Raw genomic sequence first — 25,308 nt, 5'->3', positions numbered from 1 at the left:
CCCGCGGCGGGATTGGACTCGCGTGTCAGGTTGATCATTACGCCGCCGTCTCAATGCGGTAGGTGCCGGTGGGATCGACGATCGCCACGAGCCGCACGATGCATCCGTCGCCGCCGACCCAGCGCCAGGGGAACGCGGCGAAGGTGACGCGGCTGTTGGTGACCTTTTCCAGCTCACCGCCAACGTTTTCGAAGCCGTAGATGCCTTTCGACAGAATCGCTCGGTGACACGGCTCCCATTCCGGGAAGTCATCGAGCACCTGATGGCCGGTCTGGTCCTCGTATTCGCGCACCGCCCACGGCAGCAGGCCACCCACGTGTTCGCCGGGACCGTGCGGGCCGAGTGCGGTAGCCATCGGGTGGTCCAATGCCGGGGTGTCAGTGCCGAGCGCTTTGACACCCTTGGCCACGAACCACTCGCCGGCTTCCTTGCAGAATCCCGGAGAATGGGCGTAGTACGCGGCGCTGTCGGCGTATTTGTGGTGCCACCCGGTGTTGACAATGACGATGTCGCCGGGCCGGATGTCAGGTGCGGCCTTCTCGAGATCCTCGACGGTGACGACTTCCCACTTGCCCTTCGGGATTGACACGACCACGCCAGTGCCGAAAAACGCGCTCAATGGCATCTCGTGCACGCAGGGCGTGCCTTCAAACACATGCACAGGCGCATCAATGTGCGTACCGGAGTGCATCACCGTGGTGATCTTCTGGGTCAAGACCCGGCCCCTGGCCATGTTCTGCAACCGCTCGATCTTGACGTCTTCGCTGTACGGCGACGCCGGCACCCCATGCCCCCACGGATGCGACAAGTCATAGAACTGCAACTTTGCTTCGGCTTCGCCGATAGGCCAGGTGAAACTCATACGCTATTTCTTCCTTTCGTTTTCGCCTCTTTCGACGGCGTTGCACGGGTGGACTGGCTCGGCCAGCCGCTCGCCGGTCTGCCATGTGGGTGGTAATTGAGCCTCAGGATCACCGCTTGGTAGCTAGCCAGGTGGGCAGAAGCGATGTCGTCGACGACAAGCTATCCCATAAATCCCGCTATACGGTCTTTAACATCCGCGATACGAGACGATAGACCAGTATTTAAGACAAAGTCAATAACTAAGATGCGGCGATCTGCAACCGCATCATGGGATAAACGTCAGCAACACGTCAAATCATCGGGTTGTCAAGCAAGAAATTGCCGCCTGTGAATGCTTTCGCTGCGCGTGGATAGCGCTCGCGCCACATCACACCGTATTGCCTCACGTCAAGATGCGCGCGAAGGTGGATTCGTTGCCTCACGTAAACGGGCATAGGAGCATCCATGTGGACGAGTGGGCCGCCGGCGGACTGACCAACATTGACTGACAAGCTGACATTCGGTTGTCATCCGCACCATAAGTTGCATGAGATGGGTTGGCGGACCAGGAAACTCCCGGATGGGAAGACCGAGTGGAGCCCTCCGCCGCACCTGCCAATGCCAAGTGGCACCAACGACTTTCACCATCCGGAGCGCTACCTGCCAGACGGCGACGCGGCCTAGTCGCAGTGCGACCAGCTAGCGGCGCTTGGTTCCCCGTTTTTCGCGCACCCGCACGTTGATCCGGATCGGACTGCCCTCGAACCCGAACGTCTCACGCAGCCGACGTTCCAGGAAGCGTCGGTAGCCGGCCTCCAAGAAACCGGTCGTGAACAGCACGAACGTCGGCGGCCGAGCGGTCGCCTGGGTAGCGAATAGAATGCGCGGCTGTTTGCCACCGCGCACTGGGGGTGGCGTCGCCGCCACCACTTCCTTGATCCAGGTGTTCAGCGGGCCAGTCGCAATCCTGGTGTCCCAGGATGCCAGCGAACTTTCCATCGCCGGCACCAGCTTCTGTACCGCCCGGCCCGTCTTGGCGGAGATGTTGACCCGTTGCGCCCAGCGGACCTGCACCAGCTCACGATCGATCTCGCGCTCCAGCAAATCGCGCCGGTCTTCGTCGACTCGATCCCACTTATTGAAGGCCAGCACCAGCGCGCGGCCGGCCTCGATGACCATGGAGAGCACCCGCTGATCCTGTTCGGTCAGCGGCTCCGATGCGTCGATCAGCACGATGACCACTTCGGCCGAATCGATGGCCCCATGAGTGCGCACGGACGCGTAGAACTCGTGCCCGCTGGCCTGACCGACCTTTCGACGCAAGCCCGCGGTGTCGACGAACCGCCAGACCTTGCCGCCCATTTCGATAAGCGAGTCCACGGGATCCACGGTCGTCCCTGCAACCTCGTGGACTACCGAACGTTGGTCGCCGGCCAGCTTGTTCAGCAATGAGCTCTTGCCCACATTGGGCTTGCCAACCAGCGCCACGCGCCGAGGACCGCCGCCAAGCGATGTCGATTCGGCCGCGTCGGGCAGTGCGGCCAGTACCTCATCGAGCAGGTCGGCCACGCCGCGACCATGCATCGCGCTGATTGCGTGCGGCTCACCAAGTCCCAGCGACCACAATGCCGACGCGTCCGATTCGCTCTTTTCGCTGTCCACCTTGTTGGCGGCCAAGAAGACTGGCTTACCCGAGCGGAGCAAGATCCGGGCTGCGGCTTCGTCGGCGGCGGTGGCCCCGACGCCGACGTCGACCACAAGGATCACCGCGTCGGCGGTGCGCATGGCCACCGACGCCTGCTCCGCCACCAGCTGTTGCAGGCCTTTGGCGTCGGGTTCCCATCCCCCGGTGTCCTGTACGACGAACCGGCGTCCGGTCCACAGCGCGTCGTAGGAGACTCGGTCGCGGGTCACGCCGGGAACGTCCTGCACCACCGCTTCGCGCCGGCCCAGGATTCGGTTGACCAGTGTCGACTTGCCGACGTTGGGGCGGCCTACCACCGCCACTACCGGCGCCGGCCCGAACTCGGCTACATCCGAATCATCAAGTCCCCAGTCGCTTTCGTCGCTCCAGGTGCCATCCTGGCTCACCGTACCGCCCCACTTCGCTGCTTCACCAAGTCCATTAGGTGGGCGATCACCTCGGCTTCAGTCATCTCGCTGGTGTCGACGATCACGGCGTCTTCAGCCGCACGCAACGGCGACACCGCACGGTTGGAATCGAGGTGGTCGCGGCGGCGCACATCGGCCAACACACCTTCATAATCGTCGGCCAGACCTGACGCGACATTCTGGTCATTGCGACGCCGCGCGCGGGTTTCGGCCGATGCCGTCAGAAAGATCTTCACCGGCGCATCGGGTAATACGACGGTTCCAATATCGCGGCCCTCTACAACGACACTGCCTCGCCCTTCAGCCATCTGTCGCTGCAGACCGACAAGCCGAGCGCGCACGGCAGGAACCGACGACACCGCAGACACCGCCTGAGTGACCTCCTCAGCACGTATCTCAGCTGAAACATCCTCTTCGGCAAGGAAATAACGATCACCATCGGAGCGCATCTGCACTTTCCAAACACTCGCCCCGACCGCTGCAGCATCTTCCGGGTCAATTCCGGCGCGCAGCATCGCCAGTGTCACCATCCGGTACATTGCCCCGGTATCCAGGTAGCGCGCCCCCAGCTCACGCGCTAATCCCCTTGACACGGAAGACTTTCCGGTCCCCGCCGGGCCATCTATGGCGATAACGATATCGGTCACAGGCCCACCGCTTTATACAGTTGTCCGATCTCGTCACGGCGCAAAGCACGGAGGCTGCCTGGACGCTGATCTCCCAGCGACACCGCACCGATATCGGTGCGCACCAGCGCCTCCACCGGGAAGCCCGCGGCTGCCAGTAGCCGGCGCACAATGCGCTTACGTCCTTCGTGCAACGTCAACCGCACCAACGTCTTACCTGGGATCGCATCCACCACCGCGAAATCGTCGACATGTGCGGGGCCGTCGTCCAACTCAAGCCCCGCGCGTAGCTTCTTGCCTAACCCGCGCGGAACCGACCCTTTCACCGTCGCCAAATACGTCTTGGGCACCTCATGGGACGGATGCATCAACCGGTGTGCCAACTCACCGTCGTTGGTCAGCAGGATCAGCCCTTCGGTATCGGCGTCTAACCGCCCCACGTGAAACAGCTTCTTGTTGCCTCGCACCCGGCGCTCGATCAAGTCGCCGACGCACGGCCGGCCGCGGTCGTCCGACATGGTCGAGTGCATGCCGCGTGGCTTGTTCAGCGCCAGATACACCAGTGAGTCGTCGATCACCACCCTGGTCCCGTCGACCCGAACCACCGAGACATCCGGGTTGACTCGGGTACCCAACTCCGTCACTAGCTGACCGTCCACTTCGACGCGGCCATCGATGATTAACTTCTCAGCGGCCCGCCGCGACGCAATCCCGGCCTGAGACAACACCTTTTGCAGGCGGACCGCCCCAGTCCCCCGGTCCTTCCTCGAATCGTGGATTTCGACCATCAATCCTGGTCCACGTCGAACGACAGTGGCTGCTCGGGCACTTGGCCGCCGGTGAGTTTGATGAAACGTGGCTCGTTGTCCAGGGACTCGCTCAGGTCTTCGATGGTGTCGACGTCGGGAAGCAGCGGTGCGATGTCCGGCAACTCGCCCAGTGAGGTCAACCCCAAGCGCTCCAAAAACAGCTCGGTGGTCGCGAACATCACCGCGCCGGAGTCGGGGTCGGGACCAACCTCGGTGATCAGGCCGCGTGCCAACAAGGTGCGCATGACGGCGTCCACATTGACACCACGAACCGCACTCACCCGCGCCCGCGTCACGGGCTGACGGTAGGCCACCACGGCCAGTGTCTCGAGCGCGGCGCGGGTCAGCTTGGTTCGCGCGCCGTCCAGCAGCAGCCTCTCGACATAGGGTGCAAATCGGGCACGGGTGTACAACCTCCAGCCCTCAGCTGAGTGCCGCAGATCGATGCCGCTGTCGCGTTCGGCGAGTTCATCGGCTATCAGCCGCAGTTTCGCAGCGATCCGGTAGACAGGTTGCTCGGTGGCCGCAGCCAGTGCCTCGACGGTCACCGGGGTGTCCACCACTAACAACAGCGCCTCCAACACACAGCCGAGTTCGTCGGCATCGAGCTCCGGCGCCTCAGCGATATCAGGGATTCCAGAGTCCAGGTCGAGATCGGGCATTTCGTGAGTCAAGCGCCGCTCCTCCTCATCGCTGCGCTCTGCATCGTCGTCGGCGCGGGTCATGATTCGTCTTGCACTTCTACCAAGGCTTCGCGGGTCACGAGCGCCGCTCCTCCTCATCGCTGCGCTCTGCATCGTCGTCGGCGGTGCCTAGGCGCCACTCCTCTTCATCGCTGCGCTCTGCATCGTCGTCGGCGCGGGTCGGCCGTTCCCCGGTCCAGGAAACCTGGAGCGCGCCAAGTGGCTCGGACTGCTCGAATGCTACCGCCCGAGCCCGATATAGTTCGAGCAGCGCCAGGAAGCGCCCGACGACCTCGATCGGCTCCTGGCAGTCGGCGACCAATTCAGAAAATGAGGCCCATTGGCCGCAGCCCCGTGCTTCAAGCATCGCTAGCAATCGTTTGGCCTGCTCGGGAACCGAGACTTTCAGCTCGTGCAAGTGCCCGGTGTCCACAATCGGTACCGGCCGGGGAGTGAACGCGACCGCGGCGATCTCAGCGAACCGCTCGGCGTCGACGCCGAGCATCACCTCGGGAAGTAGACTCGCGTACCGCTCTTCCAGCGAAACCGCGCGCGGATAGCTGCGCAGCGCGGTGGCCTCCAGTTCGGCGAAGATCTGCGCGACATGCTTGAACGCGCGGTATTGCAGCAGTCGGGCGAACAGCAGGTCGCGAACTTCCAGTAGCGCCAGGTCCTCTTCGTCCTCGACCTGCCCGGCCGGCAACAGCCGGGCCGCTTTGAGATCGAGCAGGGTCGCGGCGATCACCAGGAACGCTGTGGTCTCCTCGAGGCCCAGCTGGGAGCCGATCTGACGGGTGTACGCAATGAAGTCGTCAGTGACCTGGTGCAGCGCGACCTCGGTGACATCGAGGCGGTGCGCGAAGATCAGCTGCAGCAGCAGATCGAACGGCCCCTCGAAGTTGGTGAGCCGGACTTGAAAACCGTTCGGACAGCCGTTCTGCTGTACCGCCTCGCCATTAACTGTGCCGTTCACGCGCCGAATCGGTCGATGAACTCGCGGGCCAACGCGCGGTAGGCCATGGCGCCGCCCGATTTCGGCGCCCAGGTGGTGATGGGTTCACCCGCAACACTGGTCTCGGGAAAACGGACCGTACGAGTGATCACGGTGTCAAAGACCAGGTCGCCGAACCGCTCCACGACGCGCGCCATGACTTCGCGTGCGTTGACGGTGCGCGGGTCATATCGAGTGATCAGAATGCCGCTGATTTCCAGCTTCGGGTTGAGCCGATCGCGCACCTTGTCGACAGTGTCGGTCAGCAGCGCCAGCCCGCGCAGCGAGAAGAATTCGCACTCCGTCGGGATAACTACGCCCTCCGCGCACGCCAGCCCGTTAACGGTGAGCAGGCCCAACGAAGGCTGGCAGTCGATCAGCACATAGTCGTAGCGGTCCAGCACCGGGTGCAACGCTCGCGCCAAAGTCTGCTCCCGCCCCACCTCGTTGACCAACTGGATCTCGGCGGCCGACAGGTCGATATTGCTGGGTATCAGATCCAAGTGCCTTACCCGGGTGTGGATCAGCACGTCGTCGATCGATACCCGTGGCTCCACCAGCAGGTTGTGGATCGTCCGGTCCAGTTCGTAATGCGGTACGCCAAGGCCCGCCGACAGTGCGCCCTGCGGGTCTATGTCCACCAGCAGCACCCGCCGGCCGAATTCAGTGAGAGCGGCGCCCAGGTTGATCGTCGATGTGGTTTTCCCGACGCCGCCTTTCTGGTTGCACATCGCGACGACCTTCGCCGGACCGTGTGAGCTGCGCGGCCTGGGCTCTGGGATGGCTCGCGGCGGCCGTCCGGTCAGGCCGATCTCGACGACGCTGTCGGCGTGATCGGTCATTGCCGGTTACGACTCGTCGGGATAGGCATCACAGTGGGCATCGCAGGAAGTCTAACGTCTGTCCGCGCCCGAGCTGGGAGACCCGCAGGCAACCTAGCCAGTTGGTCCTGACGGCGGCCTGCGCCCAGCACGACGAGGCGTGTCTGGAGCTGTCGTGGTTTGGCGGGTCACAGTGCATGAACCGTCGTTGGCCGCCATGATCCCCTGGCCGAATGGACAGCCGACCGGTTCGGCACCAAACGCCAAACATCGCTCTAGTCATCATCTTTCGAGTAACACAGGACTGCATGAGCGATGGTAGCCCACGCGATCGGTCAGCATGACCTTCATCGCTGCCTGGTGAGTGGGTCATCTCGCGAGCTGTGGACCGGGCCGGTTAGGAGGTCCTCAATATTGATTGCTTGGCGTAGTTGTGAGACAGTCGATTTCGAGATCGCGTCCTGATCCTGCGCGTCTTTTGTACCGCGTCAGGACACGACCCACTTAGGCAGCTTGTCCCGTTTGTACCCCTGTCCACCAAACAGGGTCAAACCCAAACCACTCAAAGACATACGGTGGGATCCAATACAGCATCTGCCCAAGAAGGCCACTTAGCACAGATAGCAGCGTCACCTGCGACTGGCCCCAGTAGAAATGTAGCCCCGGGTTTATCGACGGGACCCACGGGTAGCTGGTCGGGAACCACTCCGGCCCAATCAACCCGGCCTGCACCCCTATGTCCACCGCGGCACCATAGGCTGCTTGTAAGCCCCCTTTGATCAGGTAGTAGGTGACAGCGAACGGATCGGGGATCGCTAGTAGACCGGCCGGGGTGGGGATATCGGCATAGTTGCCGCCCGGACCGAAGTCGGCGTAGCCCAAGTCGACGAGCACTCGCAGCTGTGGCTGGAGCAGGTCGGCGATCGGCGGACCGATATACGGGATGGCACGAATCGGCTGGAGCAGCGGCAGGTCCTGGGTCAAGAACATGTAGTAGTTGGTATTGCCCGTATAACCGGGAGATGTCGGCAACGGCACCGCGTTGGCAACCTGGTCCGCCAAGAGATTCGGATAGTCCATGTGCACCGAGAAATAACCCATGACGGCGTTGATGTCTGACAGCACGTTGAGTGGGAATTGTGGGGCGTGGGCGATGCCGTCGTACTGGGCCGTGTAAATGGATGTCTGATACGGAATATTTGCCGACGTCGCACCATTGAACGGCACGTCCAGGAATGGGATGTGAAAGCCAGGAAAGCGCGAGAGCAGCCCGCCGACCGGGTTATTGGGACTGCCCACCATCATAAAGGAGATGTCATCGGGATATGGCGAACCCACCGCAACCAGCGAATTGATGTAGTTGTGGGCTATCGTCGCGCTCTGCGAGTAGCCGAAAACGACGGCCGGATTTCCCGACGACAATTCCGTGTCGACTGCGGTGTCTAGCAGACGTACGCCTTCGGCGACAGACCGATTGAACGTCAGGTTACCGAGGTGGGGAGTAACCGGCCAGAATTGTTCAGGGGTGAACACGCCTCGCGGGACGGCCCCTGGAAAGCCGGTCTGGATAAAGGCGTTGTTGATCTGCCTCACGTACCCGGCATCAGGTAGCGGGTTCATGGTGCCGCCCATGATCAACGCGGTGACCTCATCCTCGGCCAACAACGTCGATATCGAAGTCAGGCCCCGACCGCTAACCCTAGTGGCGCTCAACGGCGCACGCCCTAGCGGCGGCTGCAGCGCCAAAACGTTCGCTTCTTCGCTTTCCGCGTATGAACCGCCCGAAACAGATAGTGTGTCAACGAATTCCTCATAAAGCGTCACCGCTTGAGTGCTGACCGACTGATAGACCTGCCCATGCTCGTTGAACAGCGCGGCCAGTCGTGTCGACACCGAGTCAGCGGCCGGAGGCAACACCATCGTGGTGGCCGGCGCCGCCCTAGTGCTAGCCGATTCGATCGTGGAAACAACACCCGACAAATCCTCGGCCGCCGTTTCCACGGCGTCCGATGCGACAGTTACAAACGACATAACCCTCCCCCGACCGGCCAAAGACCGTCACACACACAACCAGCGCAATTTACTCACGCACCAGACGCGAAAACCCGGGAAAAACGCATCGCGGTCGGTATTAAATCCAACTGGTATCACCCCAGAAAATCCTCACCGCAAAACGACCACGACGGCGGTACCGACATCATGCCGCCCAACGAACGCGCCCGCCCCACCGCCGCCGACACTGCACCCGCCAGCGCCGACGACAATGTCGCCGACACACTTTCACCACCAAATAAGTTCGCTGTCTCTGGCCCCACCGGGGGCGGTGCTTGGGACGGCGGTGGGTTAAACGGCCGCACCGCCGCTTCCAGCGCGTCCACCTCAGTCTCGTAGCGCATCATCGCCGCCACATTCTGAGCCCACATTTGCCCGTACTCAGCATCAGTAGCCGCGATCGCTGGACTGTTTTGACTCAGCACATTGGTCGCCACCAACGACATCAATAGCTCGCGATTCGTCGCCACCACCGCCGGAGGCACCGTCGCCGCCCGTGCGGCCTCAAATACCTCGGCCCCCATCCGGGCGTTAACTGCCAACTGTTCAGCACACGCCGCTGTCGTCATCAACCAACCCAAATACCGCCCCGCAACCGCTGTCATCGCGACAGACGCCGGCCCCAACCACAATCCACTCGCCGACAAGCCCTCAATCACCGACTTGAACGACGCCGCCGACAACTCCAGGTCTGCAGCCAAACTGTCCCACGCCGCCGCCGCGGTGAACAACGATCCCGACCCCACCCCGGTGAACATCCGCACCGAATGATCTTCCGGCGACAACGCCAGAAAACTAGTCACCAGACGCCCCCATCCACCAATCCCGACAATCCCGACTGGGTAAGTACGATCGATACAACGAAACACCAAGCCAACTCGGTGTTTGCCCCACCCACCCCCGACGGGAGCGTATCGGATTGTGGCGTCGATTCCTCGCAAGGTCATACTCATCCCGGCGTCCGGCCAACCCAACTAAGGTGGTGCTCGATGAACCTCAAAGGACGTATCGCTCCGCTGCGATGGTCGGTCTGGCGCATGGCTGCCGGGATTCGCAATATCACCACGACGGGCCAGATCGGTGACGGACGCGAGGCAGCGGCCGTCGACTTCGTGCTGCGCAACGCCCGCGTGGGCGACATCGATGACGTGCTAGCCACCATCGACCGGTTCGCCTATGAAAAGTCGATGCTGATCAACGTCGGCGACGAGAAAGGGCCCCTGCTCGATGCTGCAGTGCGGCGCGCCAACCCAGCACTGGCGTTGGAGTTGGGCACCTACTGCGGCTACGGCGCCCTGCGGATCGCCCGCGCCGCCCCTAACGCCAAGGTGTACTCCGTCGAGTTGGCCGAAGCCAACGCCGCCAACGCCCGACAGATATGGGCACATGCCGGCGTGGCCGACCGGGTGACGTGCGTGGTCGGCACCATCGGCGACGGCGGATACACCCTGAACGCGTTAGCGTCGAAGCACGGATTCGCCACTGGCACTCTCGATTTCGTGTTCCTCGACCACGATAAGAAGGTCTACCTTGACGACCTACAAAGCATTGTCGATCGCGGCTGGCTACATCGAGGCTCGATCGTGGTCGCCGACAATGTCATGGTTCCCGGCGCACCGAAGTACCGCAAATACATGCGCGAGCAGCAAGGCGCGCAGTGGAACACCACCGAGCACAAAGCGCACCTTGAATATCAGACGCTGGTGCCCGACTTGGTGCTGGAATCCGAATACCTGGGCTAAAACGCAGAACTATTTGGCCCTCGGGTGGGCTCCGGCCCACACTTCGCGTAGCGCGTGGACAGTGACCAACGTGTAGATCTGCGTTGTCGTGACCGAGGCATGACCCAGTAGTTCCTGCACGACCCGGACGTCGGCGCCACCTTCGAGTAGGTGGGTGGCAAAGGAATGCCGCAGCATATGCGGCGACACACCCGAGGTGATACCGGCACGTTCGGCGGCATCCTGCAGAACTTGCCATGCGCTTTGACGCGATAACCGGCCGCCGCGCGCATTGAGGAAGATAGCTGGCGTTGCGAGCGTTCCGGTCCCTCGGCGTGCCAGCTCGCAGCGTCCCCGCACCAGATAGGCGTCCAGCGCTTGCACAGCCGGGCGCCCCACCGGTACTAACCGCTGCTTGCTGCCCTTACCCTGCAACAACACCGTCCTGGCCTGGGTGTCGACGTCGTCGACGTCAAGCCCGACGGCTTCAGAGATCCGGGATCCGGTGGAGTACAACAATTCCAGCAGCGCCCGGTTGCGCAGGGTCAGCGGTCCGTCGGCGGGACTGTCACCGCCCGCACCCTCCAGCAAAGCCAGCACCTCGTCAATCGTCAGGCTCTTGGGCAGCCGACGGCCCGGCGTGGGCGGTCGAACCGCTCGCGCAACATCCAATTCGGCCAGCCCTTCGGCGGCGGCGAACCGATGCAAACCGCGCACTGCGATCAGCGCCCGCGCCGCCGACACCGCAGACAGCGCGGCCGCGCCGGAGTCGGGATCCCCGCGGCGCAGTGCCACCAGGAACTCGCTAACGTCGTCCTCACCGACCTTGGCCAGATCGTGAATTCCACGATCGGACAGGTGCTTGGAATAGCGGCGCAGGTCGCGGCGATAGGAGCTCAGCGTGTTTGCCGCTACACCGCGCTCGATGGTCAGATGGTCGAGGTAGCCCTGCAGCTGTGTCTGAAGCGCAAGCGCCGTCACTGGGCGGCCTTTCGGGCCGCGAACGCCGTTGGCTTGTCGATCCACCGGCTGTCCAGCGGGCGCGGTTGCGCGAACCCGGTGGTCACCGCATGGGCGGCTAAAACCCCGGCAATAGCAATGGAATTGACGATTTCGCCACTGAACACCCGGCGGGCTGCCTCATCGATGGGATACCAGCGCATGGTCATGTCGGCCTCTTCATCATGCGCTTCGGGTCGCGCCACTTCAGTCAATCCGGTGGCCAGATAGATCCGCACCGATTCGTCACTGAAACCCGGCGCAGTGTTGAGGTCGACCAGCACCTGCCAGGTGCTGGCTTGCAGGCCGACCTCTTCCTTGAGCTCGCGGACGGCACTGAGGTGCGGCGGCTCGCCTGCCACGTCGAGCAATCCCGCCGGCAGTTCCCACAGCCGTCGACCGTAGGTGTGGCGGTACTGATAGATCATCGGGATGTTGTTGTCGTCGTCCATCGCCACAATGGCGACCGCTCCGTAGTGCTCGACGACCTCACGCACCACAGTGCGGCCACCAGGCATCCGCACCTGATCGCGGCGCAGCGCGAAAATGTTGCCGCGATGCACCGTTTCGGACGAAGTCGTCTCGAATGTGTGTTGGGGGACACCCCCCAACCCCCGAGGTTGCTCAGCCACGAGCCGCAGGCTCAGGGAGCGACCGCTCGACGCCATCTCGATGTTGGTTGCCTTTCGGCACGCGCTCAAGGTTTTCCGGGATGGCAGGGATCTCGGGGATTTCAACGGGTAACAGCTCCGCCGACTTGTAGTCGATGGCCGCCCCGACGAAAGCGGCGAACAGCGGGTGCGGCCGGGTGGGCCGGCTCTTCAGTTCAGGGTGGGCCTGGGTGCCGACAACGAAGGGATGCAGGTCGGCCGGGTATTCGACGAACTCCACCAGATGGCCGTCGGGCGAGGTTCCAGAAATCCGCAGCCCACTGTCGGCGATCCGATCGCGGTAGGCGTTGTTGACCTCGTAGCGGTGCCGGTGTCGCTCGGACACCTGCGTTGTGCCGTACGCTTGGGCCACGATCGAATCCGGCTGCAAAACAGCGGGATAGGCGCCAAGCCGCATCGTGCCGCCAAGATCCGCTTCGCCGGCCACGATCTCTTCTTGATCGGCCATCGTTGAGATCACCGGATCTGGTGTGGCCGGTTCGAATTCGGCGGAGTTCGCCTGCGCGAGACCCACCGAGCGGGCGGCCTCGATCACGATGCATTGCAGGCCCAGGCATAGGCCAAGCACCGGCAGCCCCCGCGCCCGGGCGTACCGAATGGCGCCGATTTTGCCTTCGATTCCGCGGATGCCGAACCCGCCGGGAATCAGCACACCATGCACGTCGGCCAACGCCGCCGCGGCGCCAGTGGCTGTCTCACAGTCGTCGGAAGCCACCCAAGCTATCTCAACCTTGGCGTGGTGTTTGAATCCGCCGGCGCGGAGCGCTTCGGTGACCGACAGATAGGCGTCGGAAAGGTCAACATACTTGCCTACCAGAGCAATTCGCACAGTCCCGTGCGGTTCGTGAACGCGGCGCAGCAAGTCGTCCCATTCGGTCCAGTCCACGTCGCGGAACGGCAGGTTGAGCCGGCGCACCACAAAGGCGTCGAGTTCCTCACGGTGCAACACCTTGGGTATGTCATAGATTGAGGGTGCGTCCGGGGTGGAGATGACTCCGTCGATATCGACGTCGCACATCAGCGCGATCTTGTTCTTCAACGCTTCGGGAACATCCCGGTCGCAGCGCAGGATCAACGCATCCGGGGTAATGCCGATGCTGCGCAGCGCGGCCACCGAGTGCTGGGTGGGCTTGGTTTTGAGTTCGCCCGAAGGCGCCAGGTAAGGCACCAACGACACATGCAGAAAGAAGACGTTCTCCCGACCGAGATCGTGGCGGACTTGCCGCGCCGCCTCCAAAAAGGGTTGCGACTCGATATCACCCACGGTGCCGCCGATTTCGGTGATGACGACGTCTGGGCGGTGGCCGCCGGCGTCGGGCTGAGCCATCGCCATAATGCGCTGCTTTATTTCGTCAGTGATGTGCGGGATCACCTGGACGGTGTCACCGAGGTATTCGCCACGTCGTTCCTTGGCGATCACTGTCGAATACACCTGCCCGGTAGTGACATTCGCTGAACCGGACAGATCGCGATCCAGGAACCGCTCGTAGTGGCCGACGTCGAGGTCGGTCTCGGCGCCGTCCTCGGTCACGAAGACCTCCCCGTGCTGGAACGGGTTCATGGTGCCTGGGTCGACGTTGAGGTACGGGTCAAGTTTCTGCATTGTCACGTGCAACCCGCGAGCGGTCAGCAGTTGCCCGAGGCTGCTCGCGGTGAGTCCCTTGCCGAGCGAGGAAGCGACGCCACCGCTGACAAAAAGGTGCTTGGTAGCGGATTGCGGGTGCTTACGCACTAAGGCGACCTCCGTGAAGACGGGCAGCGCATGTTTTTCCAGGACTCTGCCAAGATGTTTCTGGCCGTTGCCAGCTGGGCCTGCCAACCCACGGAAACCCACCTTAACACCCAGCACGCTGTGGTGCGGCAAACACGCCCTACACCGAACTTACTGGGGCACGGTGATCGAGGTAGCCCCGTGACCGGTGCCGTACTGCCCAGCATGGCCGCCGCTGAGCAGGTCGTGCAGGCCCAGGATCGCGGTGATCCGCCCAGGCTCGGCATCGACGTTATCGACGGTGCTGATCGCGGCGGCCATGCCGGCATCGGCGCGGGCCACCGCCACCGCGGCGGCTCCCGTCGCCGAACCGTCCCGGCCGGCGAGCAGGGTGCCAGAACCGTGCGGGGCGAGGGCGGCGGCGAACCGGGCCACACTGACCCCTTGATTGCCGGCATCTTGGGGTAGTGAGCCACCGGTAACGACCAGCGCGGCGTTCGCCGCCCCCGGGTGATCGGCCACCTGGTAGGTGATAAAGCCGGTGTCGCGCAGTGCCGCCAGGACAGTACCGCGCGCAGCGTCTCCGACATCACCGACGGCCGGGTTGGCGTTGATCAGCAACGCGATCCCCAGCAGGTCGCCGGCCTGCGAACCTTGGTCGACGAGCTTGGTGCTCAACTGCGTACCGGCGGGCAGGACGGACGAGTTCACCACGGTGCGCAGTTTTTCCGCGGAGTTGGCATCGACGAATTCCTGCGTCAGCGACACCGTTCCGGTGACCGTACCGCCGGCCTGGCCCACGATTTTCGACACCGCCGTGACATCGTCATCTTTTGCATCCGGGGTGCGGAAGACCACCACCGACTTGCCCACAAGCGCGTCGTGCACGATCCGACCTAGCAACTGGTTATCGAAATTATTTGCTGCACTGAGTTTCTCGTTCAGCACGTTCTTCTGGTCGTTGAGCCCGCTGATCTGCGTGTATAGGTCCCGCTTCTCGGCACGCAGGCTGGACAACAGGGTGTCTGACAAAAAGCCGGAACCCAGCACAACTCCCACGGCCAGCGCCAGGAAAACTGCAGCCAGCGAGAACGCATGTTGGCGTAACGAGATCATGAGTGCACGTCCTCGGGAAATTAGGCGACCAGGTGCTGTATCCAAAGGGAAAAGCGGTTCCAGTAGTCGACAACCCAGTGCAGCACCACACCGTCGGTGCGCGACACCCACAACGCGACAATGACCGCAATCAACATTGTCATCGCCAGCAGCGCAATAGCACCAGCCGAAATGTGGTTGCGGTAGAGGGTGGCAACCGCTTTGGCGTCCACCAGCTTCTCCCCCACCCGAAGCCTGGTGAGGAAGGTCGACGGGTTGCTTTGCGTTCGGGTGCGGTCGAAGAACGTCTCGATATTGGCGGTGTGGCCGGCCGTGACTAGCAGCGCCGCGCCATGATGATCGGCCAGCAGCAGTGCCAAATCGGTGGCCGAGCCAGCGGCTGGAAACGTCATCGCCCCGACCCCGAGATCCTGAATCCGTTCCAGGCCGGGCGCATGGCCGTCAGCGTCAGCGGGCAACACCACGTGAGCACCACACTTGAGGGCTTCGGTGCTGATCTGCTCGGGGTCGCCGACGATGAGTTGAGGGCGATAGCCGGCCTTGCGCAATACATCCGCGCCGCCGCTGACGCCAACAAGCACCGGCTGGTACTCCTTGATGAATGGCTTGAGAGACTTCAGATCATCGGCGGCGCTAGGCTCGTCGGCGACGATTACTACATGCCGACGACGCAGGTCGACGTCGATGTCGGGGATACCGATGCCGTCGATCAATAACGGGCTTTCGCTTTTGATGAATTCAATGGTGTTGCCGGCGAAGGCTTCCAAGTGGGCGGCTAGCCCGCTTTTGGCCTCCCGCATCAGATCGGCGATGTCGTGGTCGGTGCGCTCGGTACCGCGGATCAGCCGGCGGTCGCCGGCGTACACGCCGCCTTCGTGAAGGCGAATCTTGGCACCGTCCTTGATCTTTTTAAAGACTTCAGGTCCGGTTTCGTCGATCAGCGTGACCCCGTTATTGACTAAAACCTCCGGACCCAGATTCGGGTAACGGCCCGAGACCGACGGTGATGCGTTAACGACGGCAGCGATATCGGCCTCCACCAGCGCATCAGCCGTGATCCGATCTAGATCCAGGACGTCGAGGACCACGATGTCGCCCGGGCAGACTCTACGGAGCAATCGGTCAATATTCCGGTCGACTCGGGCGGTGCCGACCAGCCCCGGCCGGGAGGTATTGCGGGAAAGCAGCGCTGACATCCTCATAGCGGCGATTCTGTCGGTCAAGTACGGCTAGGTTCGGGAGGCGCGCCGTAACACTAACCTCAGAAGTTTCTCCAGTCACAGCTGTCACAGGCTCATAACGACTTGATCGCGCGAGGGTGCGTAGTTGTACGCCCCACGCGGCGGGTCGTCCCCCGCAAGCGGGAGGTGCCCTCAGTACAGACACGCACGCTCGCGGCAGAAGGACAGGTTAGATCTCATCGTTCTGCGCGGCGTCCAACAGTTCACGGGCGTGCGCGCGGCCACTATCGGACTCGCCGAGCCCCGCCAGCATCCGCGCCAGCTCAGCCACCCGGTCGTCGCCGGCCAGGCGGCGCACTGCACTGGCACCGTCGGGCCCGGCGCTATGCACCACCAAATGCACATCGGCGTAGGCCGCAACCTGTGGCAAATGCGTCACCACAATGACTTGGTGGGTGCGCGCCAACCGCGCCAGCCGACGTCCGATCTGCACCGCGGCCCAGCCTCCAACGCCGGCGTCGACCTCATCGAACACCATCGTGGTGCCCACTGAGCACTTTCGCGAGGCAGCTAGCACTACCTCTAGAGCGAGCATCACCCGCGATAGCTCGCCTCCAGATGCGCTCTTCGCCAGCGGCAGCACCGTCATACCGCGGTGCGCAGCAAAGCCAAACTCGATCTGGTCGACGCCATCGGCGCCGGCTCGGGCCACTTCGCCCGAGGGCAGCGTGACGGCGGCGGAATCATTGTGGTCGGCAGGCAGTATGCGATCGGTGGTCACGCTAATGGTGAATTCGGCGTCGGCCATCGCCAAGGCGGACAGCTCCGCGGTCACCTCTTTGGCCAATCGATTGGCCGCCTTGCGTCGAATCTTGCTGAGATCGACTGCGGCTTGTGATAATTCGTGTGCGAGCTCATCGACACGAGATTGAATGCCTGCCAACCCTTCAGGGGAGACGTCAAGTTGCGCCAGCCGTTCGCGTGACTCGCTTGCCCACTGCAAAACTCCGTCGATATCCGCAGCGTACTTGCGGGTCAGTGTGCGCAGTTGGGCTTGACGGGCCAGCTTGGACTCCAGCGCGCTGGCATCGACCGGCAGCTCCTCCAGATAGGAGCCAAGTTCGCGGCCCGCGTCGACGACCACAGTCAGCGCTTCGCCGATTTGGTCGGCGAACGCCCGCAGCGTTGCGTCATCGGTCGATTCCAACGCAACCTTCGCCTGCCCAAGACGGTCGACAGCATTCGAGCCTGACACGTCCGCATCGTCAAGCGCCCCGGACAGCGCCGCGCGTGCATTAACCGCGGCTTCGCGCAGCGTGTCCAGTTCGGAGAGCCGGACGATGTCGGCGACCAACGCGTTGTCCTCGCCGGGTTGCGGGCCAACGCGATCGATCTCGCTCAGCGCGAATTTCAGCCGATCCGCCTCTTGGGCAAGTTCCCGCGCCCGGTTGCGGCGGTCGATCAGGTCGCGCCGCGCCGACAGCCAGGCATCCCGGAGTTTGCGGTAGCGTTCGCACATAGGCCCAGCGGCCGCGTAACGGTCTAGCGCGGCGCGTTGCTCGTCGGGCCGCATCAACCGCAGCTGATCGTTCTGCCCGTGCAGGGCCAGTAGCTCGGTGGTGAAACCGCTCAGTGACTTGGCTGGCACGCTGCGACCGCCGAGATAAGCGCGGGAAGGTCCGTCGCGGCTGACCGAGCGCAGCGCGATCACGCTGCCATCCTCGTCGCGCTCTGCTCCTGACGCGTCCAGCATCCCGTCCAGCTGCGCGACCACCATGTCGTCGAGATCGGTCGTCGTGAACCGGCCCTCGACAACCGCACGGTTAGCTCCTGATCGGACGCGGCTTGCGTCGGCGCGAGCCCCGCCGAGCAAGTGCAGCCCGGTCACCACCATGGTCTTGCCGGTACCGGTCTCGCCGGTCAGCACGGTCAGACCCCGATCGAACTCAGCAGTCGCAACGCTGATAGCGCCCAACGACTCGATTCGTATTTCCGTCAGCATTCAGTACGCACCAGGCAATGCCATCACTTCCCGCGCCAACCAGTCACCGGCAACCGGAACTTGCGCACCAAGCGGTCGGTGAACGGCGCGCTATCCAGGCGCGCCCATTTCACTGGTGTGGCACAACGAGTCACCTCGAGCCGTCCGCCGGCCGGTATCAGCATTTCGCGGCGGCCGTCGCAGAACACCAGTGCGGCGTTGCCGTTCGCCTCTATCTCGATTGCCACGGTGGCATCAGGGCTGGTGACCATCGGCCGGCCGAACAGCGCGTGAGCGTTGTTGGGTACCACCAGGATCGCTTCGAGGTCCGGCCACAGCACCGGACCGCCAGCGGAGAACGCGTAGGCGGTGGATCCCGTGGGCGTCGATACCAACACCCCGTCACAGCCGAACGTCGACACCGGCCGCCCTTCGATTTCGACGACCACCCCGAGCACTCCCAGCCGCGGGCCCTTTTCCAGGCTGGCTTCGTTGAGCGCCCACCCTCGATCGATGATGCGCCCGCCGTGGCGCACCACGATGTCGAGCGTCAAGCGCTCCTCCACCCGGTAGTCCCGCGCGATGACGTGCTCCAGCACAACGTCGATAGCCTCCGCTTCGGCCTCCGCCAGAAAGCCGATCCGGCCCAGGTTGACGCCAAGCACCGGGATGCTGGCAGTGCGAGCCAGCTCGGCGGCCCGCAGAAAGGTGCCATCGCCGCCGAGCACCAGCACCAGTTCGCAGCCCTGGGCAGCGTGCGGGTCGGCGTCGACCACCTCGATGTCGACACCCACTGCACGCATATCGTCGGGAGCAAGATGCAGCGATCCTCTATCGACCGCCTCAGCAGACAGCACCCGAAGTGCAATTCCGTTGTCGCCCAAAACTTTCTCTACGCGCCGAGCCGTCTCGGTTGCTTCGTCACGTCCGGTGTGGACGACCAGCAGCACGGTCCGTTGCTTCTTTTGCGGAGTCACTGCGGGCCTTCCGCAATGGCGCGTTGCACGGCTGTCTCCAGCCCCTCAGCCAAGAGCCCCTGATCGGTCTGAGCGCGCAGCCACAGGAAGTATTCGACATTGCCCGACGGACCCGGTAGCGGGCTGGCAGTGACATCCATGGTGCGCCAACCGAGCTCTATCGCGCGGCGCGCGACGGCCAGCACCGAATCGGCCCGCAGTCGCAGGTCGCGAACCACCCCGCCGGGACCAACCTGGCCCTTGCCCACCTCGAACTGCGGCTTCACCATGGGAACGATATCCGCGCTCGGTAATGCGCATCCAGCCAGCGCCGGCAACACGGTAGCTAATGAAATGAACGACAGGTCAGCCACCACCAAATCAACCGGCCCGCCGATCAGCTCGGGTGACAGGTCGCGCGCGTTGGTCCGTTCGACCACGATCACCCGCGGATCGCAGCGCACCGACCAGGCCAGCTGGCCGTACCCCACATCCGCGGCTACCACTTCAGCGGCTCCGCGATCTAGCAGAACTTCAGTGAATCCACCCGTGGACGCGCCAGCGTCAAGGCAGCGGCGCCCCGCAACCGGGATCCCGAAGGTGTCGAGCGCACCCATAAGTTTGTGCGCTCCGCGCGACACCCAACTGCGTTCGCCCTCGTCGGCAACGGTCAGGGCCGCGGTGATGGCCACGGCGGTGCCCGGCTTGACCGCTGGCAAACCGTCGATGCTCACCTTGCCGGCGCTGATCAATTCCGCGGCCTGCTGACGTGATCTCGCGAGGCCGCGCCGGACCAGCTCAACGTCAACGCGGGCACGTCGGGCCACAACGCACTCAGCCCTTCTCCGCCGACTCCAGGGCCGCCAGCAACACGTCATGCGCCTCGGAAAGACGCAGCGCTATCTCTTCGAGCTGGGCCAGAGATGGCCCACTTACCGAGTCTTCCGAGTCGACGGAGTCAGGCAGCTGGGCAAGCAGGGCGTCGATTTCGGCGCGAATCTGATCAGGATCGATAGTCATTGCGCTCCTACGCTAGTCGACTAGTCGTGCCGTACCAGCGACCAGCGGTGCAGCGCGTCGCGGGCCCGGTCGTCGCCGGCCTCGATGCGCAACGGCCGTCCCTGCCATCGCGCATCCCATAGCACGCTCGCGGTAGCGCGAACGATGGAGAGCCCGTCATCTTTGTTTTCGGAGTCCCGGCCGTCGCCGTTACCGCTGACCGTTACCGACCCATCGCCGATGTCGACGCGCCAGGCCGGCTGCGGCCCCACCGCGAGCAGTTCACGAACCTGATGCAACGAACGCAAATCGTGGCCGATGTAGGTGGGCCGATGGGCGGGTTCGGCGTACACCGCGTCCCGCGCGGTGTTGACCCCAGTGAGCACCATCAGGCTGGGCAGCCCCGCGGCGTTAGCACCCTCGATGTCGGTGTCCAACCTGTCGCCGATCACCAAGGGCGCGCGAAAATCGCCTCGGGCCACCGCGTCTGTCAGCAGTCTGGGCGCTGGCTTGCCCGCCACCCGGGGTTCCACGCCGGTGGCCGTTCGCAGAGCGGCCACCATGGAGCCGTTACCGGGTAGCAGGCCTCGCTCGGTGGGCAGGGTGGGGTCGATGTTGGCCGCCACCCATCGGGCGCCGGCCCGGATGGCCAGCGCGGCCTCGGCAAGGTCAGACCAACTGGTGGTAGGCGAATGTCCCTGAACCACCGCGACAGGCTCATCCTCCCACCGTCGGACGGCACGCAGCCCGACGGTGACAATTTCTTTAGCCAGCGACTCGGTGCCCACGATCAGCACCGGCGCACCCGGCGGTAACTCTTCGGCTAGCAGATGGGCTGCGCTCTGGGCACTGGTCACCACGTCGTCACCGGTGGCGGTGAAGCCGAGTTCGCACAAATGCGCGGCTACCTCATCAGCGCTACGGGACGCATTGTTAGTGACGAACAGCGTGCGGCTTGCCACCTCGCCTAACGACTGCACCGCACCGTCGGTGGGCTGGTGGCCGCAAAACACCGTACCGTCCAAATCGATCAGCAAGCAGTCATGTTCCTGCGCAATACTTTTCATACCCATCAGCTTGTCACTCAGCCCAGCTCGCTGACCCGATCTTCGGCGTCGGTGACGCCTTCGACATCCGCGGCCGCGGACCGCAGGAACCAGTGCATCGCTTCGTCGCCGCGGCCGAGCGCTAGCAGCGTGTCGGCGTAGGCGTAGAACAACCGCGCAGCCGTGGTGCCGACGCGGCCCGGGTCCAGCTGCGGCGTGGACAACACCGTCAGCGCTTGCTCGAGCTGCCCAAGATCGGCTCGGGCGCCGGCGACGACGATGCGTAACTCGTCAGCATCATCGTCGCTGAGCTGGGCGGCTTCGGGCCCGCGCGCCAACTCGATCGCCCGCTGCGGACGGCCAAGTCCACGTTCGCAGTCGGCGATCAACGCAAGCAATGCCGACTTGCTGCCCATTCTGCGGGCAGCGCGCAACTCAGCCAATGCCTGCGTCCAATCGCCGCACTGGTAGGCGGCGATTCCGACGGCCTCGCGAATCGCGGCGATCCTGCTGGCGCGGGCCCGGGCCGCGCGGGCGTGGCTTAGGGCGGCTTCCGGATCGTCGTCGAGCAGCTCACCGGCAGCGACCAGGTGACGTGCCACCGCGTCAGCGGTGGCACGGTCCAAGGTGCTCAGTTCGCGGCGAATCTCAGGCGCCAGTTGCCTGGCGTCCACACCAGGCGGTATCGCAGGCCCGCCTTCGGCTATACGTTCACCACCGGGGGCGGTGCCTTGCGGCTGGACTGGACGCGCACGGCCTGACCAAGGAACGTCCCGCTCGCCGGGTGGCCTACCCCGCTGCGCGCCGCCAGATTCCGAGCGCGATCGTCGCGCACCGCTGCGACCATGCCTGTCGTCGACCACTCGTGCCGTTCACCTCAATCGCTGCTGGGACTTTGCCCTAGAGGTTACGGGCCCAATTTCGCTGGAGCCATTGAGGCCGGCAGCCGATCAGGCCGGAGCGGTGCGCCGGTGTTGCGCAAAATCACTGCAAAAGACCGGCGGTCACCGATTGCGGGCCGTTGTCCCCCAATCGGAGGACAACGTGGTCCCCCGGATGGGGGACTCGAATTTCCTCCCGTCCCCCAGCCATTCGTGGGATAGCAGCCCGGCGGAAAAGCCCGAAAACTATGTCTCGAGACGGACATCCAGCAGAATCCCAATTCCGCTCTCGTGTCGCGGGATAGGGATAGGAGGCATCGACCGCTTCGGTAGTGCGAGCTCGAGACTGCGAACACCTCTCAGTTGATATATAGGCCCCAGCGGGGGTCTCGTCACCCCTCCCCCCAATCCCAGATGGGACCCCCGCTGAGTCTGCTGGCCACGACCAACGACTAATCGCCCGGCGAACTTTGCAGTCTGCTAACGCGCCGGCGCCCAACTCAGTTAGCGTAAATTCCCATGTCGGACTTCCACCGACTCGCCACCACTGAGCCAGTGGGCCCGAATTGGTCGCACTGGCCAGCACGCATATTGGGCAATGCCGACCCCACGAGAATTGCCCACCGATCGGGCACCTACCGCATCAGACGGCTGGCATCACCAGAGCCGCCGATCTAACCTGGCTCGACGATCTCGGAATCCCCACCGTGCAAGCCGTACGACCCGCCTCGCTAACCTTGTCGGTCAGCCAGGGGAAGGCAACCAGCTACCGCGCAGCCCAAGTCTCCGCCGTCATGGAATCCATGGAGAACTGGCACTGCGAGAACATCACACCCGATCTATTAGCCACGGCCACAACGGATCTCGAATCCACCCTAACCTACGACATCGCCACACTGCGCCGCCCGGCGAAGAGCCTTTTCCACCCTGGCGCCAAGATCGACTGGATGGTGGCCACCACGTTGCTGACCGGCCGCCAAACCTGGGTGCCATGGACCGCCGTCTCGGTCAATATCGCGGTCAGCGACGGGTGGGGACCGCCGATGTTTTCGATGGACACCACAGGATTGGCCTCGGGCAACAGCTACCACGAGGCGACCCTGCACGCCCTGTACGAGATCATGGAGCGCCACGCCGTGGCCATCGGCGCGCCGGGGTCGGGCCGGAAGCCAGCTTCAGATCGCCCGAGTCGACACCTGGGACGGCTTCTACTGCTTCGCGGTCGAACTGACCTCACCAATGATTGAAGTGCCCTTTACCGGCAGCGGACTACACCACGACCCCAATGTGGCGTTGTCGCGCGCGATCACCGAAGCCGCCCAGTCACGCCTGACGGCCATCAGCGGGGCCCGCGAAGATCTACCGTCCGTGCTTTATCACCGATTCGCCCGGGTGCATACCTACTCCGCGGCACAGCAAACGATCCGCCAGCTGCCCGCCGCGCAGCCAATATCCTGGGAGGTCCCGGACGCCGGCTCGCTCAACGAGCTTGTGGCGGCTGCGGCCACGTCGGTGGCGGCCCACGCCGGCACCGAGCCGCTGGCAGTTGTATGTGACTTCGCCGACGGCTGCGTTCCGGTCGTGAAGGTTATCGCCCCGGCCCTACTATCCTCGATCTCATCGCCGATGCGAGTCCCGCTCGAAGAGTCGACATGACCACCCCGCCACGGATCATCGTCACCGCGGGCCCCACCATTAGTGTCGCCGACATCCGGGCGATTGTGCCCAATGCCGAAGTGATGCCACCGATTTCGTTCGGCCAGGCATTGTCGTACGGCTTGCGGCCTGACGACACCCTGCTCATCGTCGACGGGCTCTTCTTTCAGCACCCTTCGGTGCGGCACAAGGAACTGCTGGCCCTGATCGCCGACGGAGTGCGGGTTGCCGGTTCGTCCAGCATGGGTGCGCTGCGTGCCGCTGAGCTGCATCCGTTCGGGATGGAGGGCTACGGCTGGGTCTACGAGGGATACCGCGACGGGTTGCTGGAGGCCGACGACGAGGTGGGCATGGTGCACGGGGATCCCCAAGACGGCTATCCGGTGTTCGTCGATGCGCTGGTGAATATCCGCCAAACGGTGGCGCGAGCCGTCAATTCCGGTTTGCTGTCAGCATCTTTGGCCGACGAGCTTATCGAAACGGCCCGCACCACACCGTTCACCATGCGGACCTGGAACAGGCTGCTAGACGCTGTCGGCGCACCGAATAGCCGCGGCCTGACCAACCAGCTGCGATCGGTGCGGGTCGACATTAAGCACGCCGATGCGGTGCTCGCCCTGCATGCGATCGTCAGTGGTCAGCGGGCTGTTGCGGTGCGAACCGGCCCACCTCCGACGGTCTGGTCGGAGCGGTGGCGCCAACGGTGGGCCCCACCAACTCCCGTTGCCATAGCAACCCCCGACGGTGGCGAGTCCCTCGTCGACGTCGTCGACCTGGATGTGTTGTCGATGCTGAGCGTATGCGCGATTGACCGGTGGGCGTACCTGCCAGCGCTCGAGCAGGTTGCTGCCTAGTACTGGACGCTGAAGCACCCCGACGAGCCCGGCACCGTTCGACAGCGCGCCTCCCGAGCCGTCGCCGAGGTCACCGCCGCCAGCTACCAGCGTGCGTTGGAGATCGTTGCTCACCACTACGCGCTGGCCACCGGCATTATCGAGGATTCCGGCTTTCCCGAAACCGTCAGGGCGCAGTGGCTTACGGCCGAGGAAAACGAAAGCCTGGCCGACGACCCCGTTGCGATCTCGGCACGGCTCACCACCCGCACACTCGTGTTCACCCGGTCGCTGCCCGGCATCCAGCACTTCCTCGACCTGCTGCGCGACGACCCGAGACTGCCCCAATGGCGCGCCATGACCGCCCCGGCACTGGCGTTGCGCGACCACCTCGCTCGCGATAAGCCGCAACTCAACGTGCGACGACCCGACGCTACTCAACTCAAGCACCTGTTCGGCGCGCGATGGGGGCCCCGGTGGACCGCATAGAGATGGCTCAGCGTGGCCTGATGACCGAGGACTCGTTCTACGCTGCCGCCGCCCCGTTCGCAGTCGCCGCCGTGGACGAGCAGCTGCCGACCATCGAGGTTGGCCATCTGGGTCCTAGCAACTAGTGATCG

General features: G+C 63.8%; 21 protein-coding genes and 2 pseudogenes. 3 read left to right on the top strand and 20 right to left on the bottom strand.

What is annotated here, in order from left to right; translation table 11 throughout:
• Positions 1-37: 37 nt before the first annotated feature.
• The 9 genes from B586_RS10075 to B586_RS10035 all read right to left on the bottom strand — a co-directional run bounded on the left by B586_RS10075 (position 38) and on the right by B586_RS10035 (position 9,740).
• Positions 38-862, bottom strand: coding sequence for a cyclase family protein (locus tag B586_RS10075; RefSeq protein WP_047316921.1), 825 nt, complete (start codon positions 860-862; stop codon positions 38-40).
• A 680-nt stretch (positions 863-1,542) separates the two neighbouring features.
• Entirely contained in the window at positions 1,543-2,934 is a 1,392-nt protein-coding gene (der, locus tag B586_RS10070) for a ribosome biogenesis GTPase Der (protein WP_047314001.1), read from the bottom strand.
• Positions 2,931-3,602, bottom strand: a complete 672-nt coding sequence (gene cmk, locus B586_RS10065) for a (d)CMP kinase (protein WP_047314000.1) — start codon at positions 3,600-3,602, stop codon at positions 2,931-2,933. Before cmk ends, der begins: the two co-directional genes overlap by 4 nt.
• Positions 3,599-4,369: a pseudouridine synthase gene (locus tag B586_RS10060; RefSeq protein WP_047313999.1), complete on the bottom strand. Its 771-nt coding sequence runs from the start codon at positions 4,367-4,369 to the stop codon at positions 3,599-3,601. Before B586_RS10060 ends, cmk begins: the two co-directional genes overlap by 4 nt.
• Positions 4,369-5,064, bottom strand: coding sequence for an SMC-Scp complex subunit ScpB (scpB, locus tag B586_RS10055; protein WP_047314038.1), 696 nt, complete (start codon positions 5,062-5,064; stop codon positions 4,369-4,371). Before scpB ends, B586_RS10060 begins: the two co-directional genes overlap by 1 nt.
• An 85-nt stretch (positions 5,065-5,149) precedes the next feature.
• Positions 5,150-6,046: a segregation/condensation protein A gene (locus tag B586_RS10050; protein ID WP_054880037.1), complete on the bottom strand. Its 897-nt coding sequence runs from the start codon at positions 6,044-6,046 to the stop codon at positions 5,150-5,152.
• Positions 6,043-6,906, bottom strand: a complete 864-nt coding sequence (locus tag B586_RS10045; RefSeq protein WP_047313998.1) for a ParA family protein — start codon at positions 6,904-6,906, stop codon at positions 6,043-6,045. Before B586_RS10045 ends, B586_RS10050 begins: the two co-directional genes overlap by 4 nt.
• Before the next feature lie 483 nt (positions 6,907-7,389).
• Positions 7,390-8,916 carry a PE family protein gene (locus B586_RS10040; RefSeq protein ID WP_047313997.1) on the bottom strand — a complete coding sequence of 509 codons (1,527 nt, stop codon included), beginning with the start codon at positions 8,914-8,916 and terminating at the stop codon, positions 7,390-7,392.
• Positions 8,917-9,032: 116 nt separating this feature from the next.
• Positions 9,033-9,740, bottom strand: coding sequence for a PPE family protein (locus B586_RS10035; RefSeq protein ID WP_052915647.1), 708 nt, complete (start codon positions 9,738-9,740; stop codon positions 9,033-9,035).
• 186 nt (positions 9,741-9,926) lie between these two features.
• Between B586_RS10035 and B586_RS10030 the strand changes: the two genes are divergently transcribed.
• Positions 9,927-10,679: an O-methyltransferase gene (locus B586_RS10030; protein WP_054880038.1), complete on the top strand. Its 753-nt coding sequence runs from the start codon at positions 9,927-9,929 to the stop codon at positions 10,677-10,679.
• Between the two features lie 9 nt (positions 10,680-10,688).
• Here B586_RS10030 and xerD read toward each other — a convergent pair whose 3' ends face one another.
• The 11 genes from xerD to B586_RS09975 all read right to left on the bottom strand — a co-directional run bounded on the left by xerD (position 10,689) and on the right by B586_RS09975 (position 22,181).
• A complete protein-coding gene (xerD, locus tag B586_RS10025; RefSeq protein WP_047313995.1) occupies positions 10,689-11,639 on the bottom strand; it encodes a site-specific tyrosine recombinase XerD in 951 nt (316 codons plus the stop codon).
• Positions 11,636-12,268: an NUDIX domain-containing protein gene (locus tag B586_RS10020; protein ID WP_054880982.1), complete on the bottom strand. Its 633-nt coding sequence runs from the start codon at positions 12,266-12,268 to the stop codon at positions 11,636-11,638. Before B586_RS10020 ends, xerD begins: the two co-directional genes overlap by 4 nt.
• A 13-nt stretch (positions 12,269-12,281) precedes the next feature.
• Entirely contained in the window at positions 12,282-14,060 is a 1,779-nt protein-coding gene (locus B586_RS10015) for a CTP synthase (RefSeq protein ID WP_047314034.1), read from the bottom strand.
• Positions 14,061-14,210: 150 nt separating this feature from the next.
• Entirely contained in the window at positions 14,211-15,155 is a 945-nt protein-coding gene (locus B586_RS10010) for a copper transporter (protein ID WP_054880039.1), read from the bottom strand.
• 20 nt (positions 15,156-15,175) lie between these two features.
• Positions 15,176-16,357 carry a putative cytokinetic ring protein SteA gene (gene steA / locus B586_RS10005; RefSeq protein WP_047313993.1) on the bottom strand — a complete coding sequence of 394 codons (1,182 nt, stop codon included), beginning with the start codon at positions 16,355-16,357 and terminating at the stop codon, positions 15,176-15,178.
• Positions 16,358-16,565: 208 nt separating this feature from the next.
• A complete protein-coding gene (gene recN, locus B586_RS10000) occupies positions 16,566-18,338 on the bottom strand; it encodes a DNA repair protein RecN (protein WP_054880040.1) in 1,773 nt (590 codons plus the stop codon).
• 23 nt (positions 18,339-18,361) lie between these two features.
• Positions 18,362-19,294: an NAD kinase gene (locus B586_RS09995; RefSeq protein ID WP_047313991.1), complete on the bottom strand. Its 933-nt coding sequence runs from the start codon at positions 19,292-19,294 to the stop codon at positions 18,362-18,364.
• Positions 19,291-20,100 carry a TlyA family RNA methyltransferase gene (locus tag B586_RS09990; RefSeq protein ID WP_047313990.1) on the bottom strand — a complete coding sequence of 270 codons (810 nt, stop codon included), beginning with the start codon at positions 20,098-20,100 and terminating at the stop codon, positions 19,291-19,293. Before B586_RS09990 ends, B586_RS09995 begins: the two co-directional genes overlap by 4 nt.
• A gap of 7 nt (positions 20,101-20,107) precedes the next feature.
• Positions 20,108-20,293: a hypothetical protein gene (locus B586_RS09985; protein ID WP_047313989.1), complete on the bottom strand. Its 186-nt coding sequence runs from the start codon at positions 20,291-20,293 to the stop codon at positions 20,108-20,110.
• A 20-nt stretch (positions 20,294-20,313) separates the two neighbouring features.
• Entirely contained in the window at positions 20,314-21,339 is a 1,026-nt protein-coding gene (locus B586_RS09980; RefSeq protein WP_047313988.1) for an HAD-IIA family hydrolase, read from the bottom strand.
• Between the two features lie 17 nt (positions 21,340-21,356).
• Positions 21,357-22,181 carry a tetratricopeptide repeat protein gene (locus B586_RS09975; protein WP_156166346.1) on the bottom strand — a complete coding sequence of 275 codons (825 nt, stop codon included), beginning with the start codon at positions 22,179-22,181 and terminating at the stop codon, positions 21,357-21,359.
• Positions 22,182-22,906: 725 nt separating this feature from the next.
• On the opposite strand from B586_RS09975, the pseudogene B586_RS09970 reads away from it, so the two are divergent.
• Both B586_RS09970 and B586_RS09965 read left to right on the top strand, forming a co-directional pair.
• Positions 22,907-23,777 (top strand): annotated as a pseudogene (locus B586_RS09970) (YcaO-like family protein); the annotation flags it as partial.
• A gap of 74 nt (positions 23,778-23,851) precedes the next feature.
• A pseudogene (locus B586_RS09965) lies at positions 23,852-25,302 on the top strand (TfuA-like protein).
• Positions 25,303-25,308: the final 6 nt, after the last annotated feature.

This window comes from Mycobacterium haemophilum DSM 44634 (assembly GCF_000340435.2).
Taxonomy (GTDB): Bacteria; Actinomycetota; Actinomycetes; order Mycobacteriales; family Mycobacteriaceae; genus Mycobacterium; species Mycobacterium haemophilum.
The sequence above is the reverse complement of the archived record's forward strand: the minus strand, read 5'-3'. Positions and strand labels throughout refer to the sequence as shown.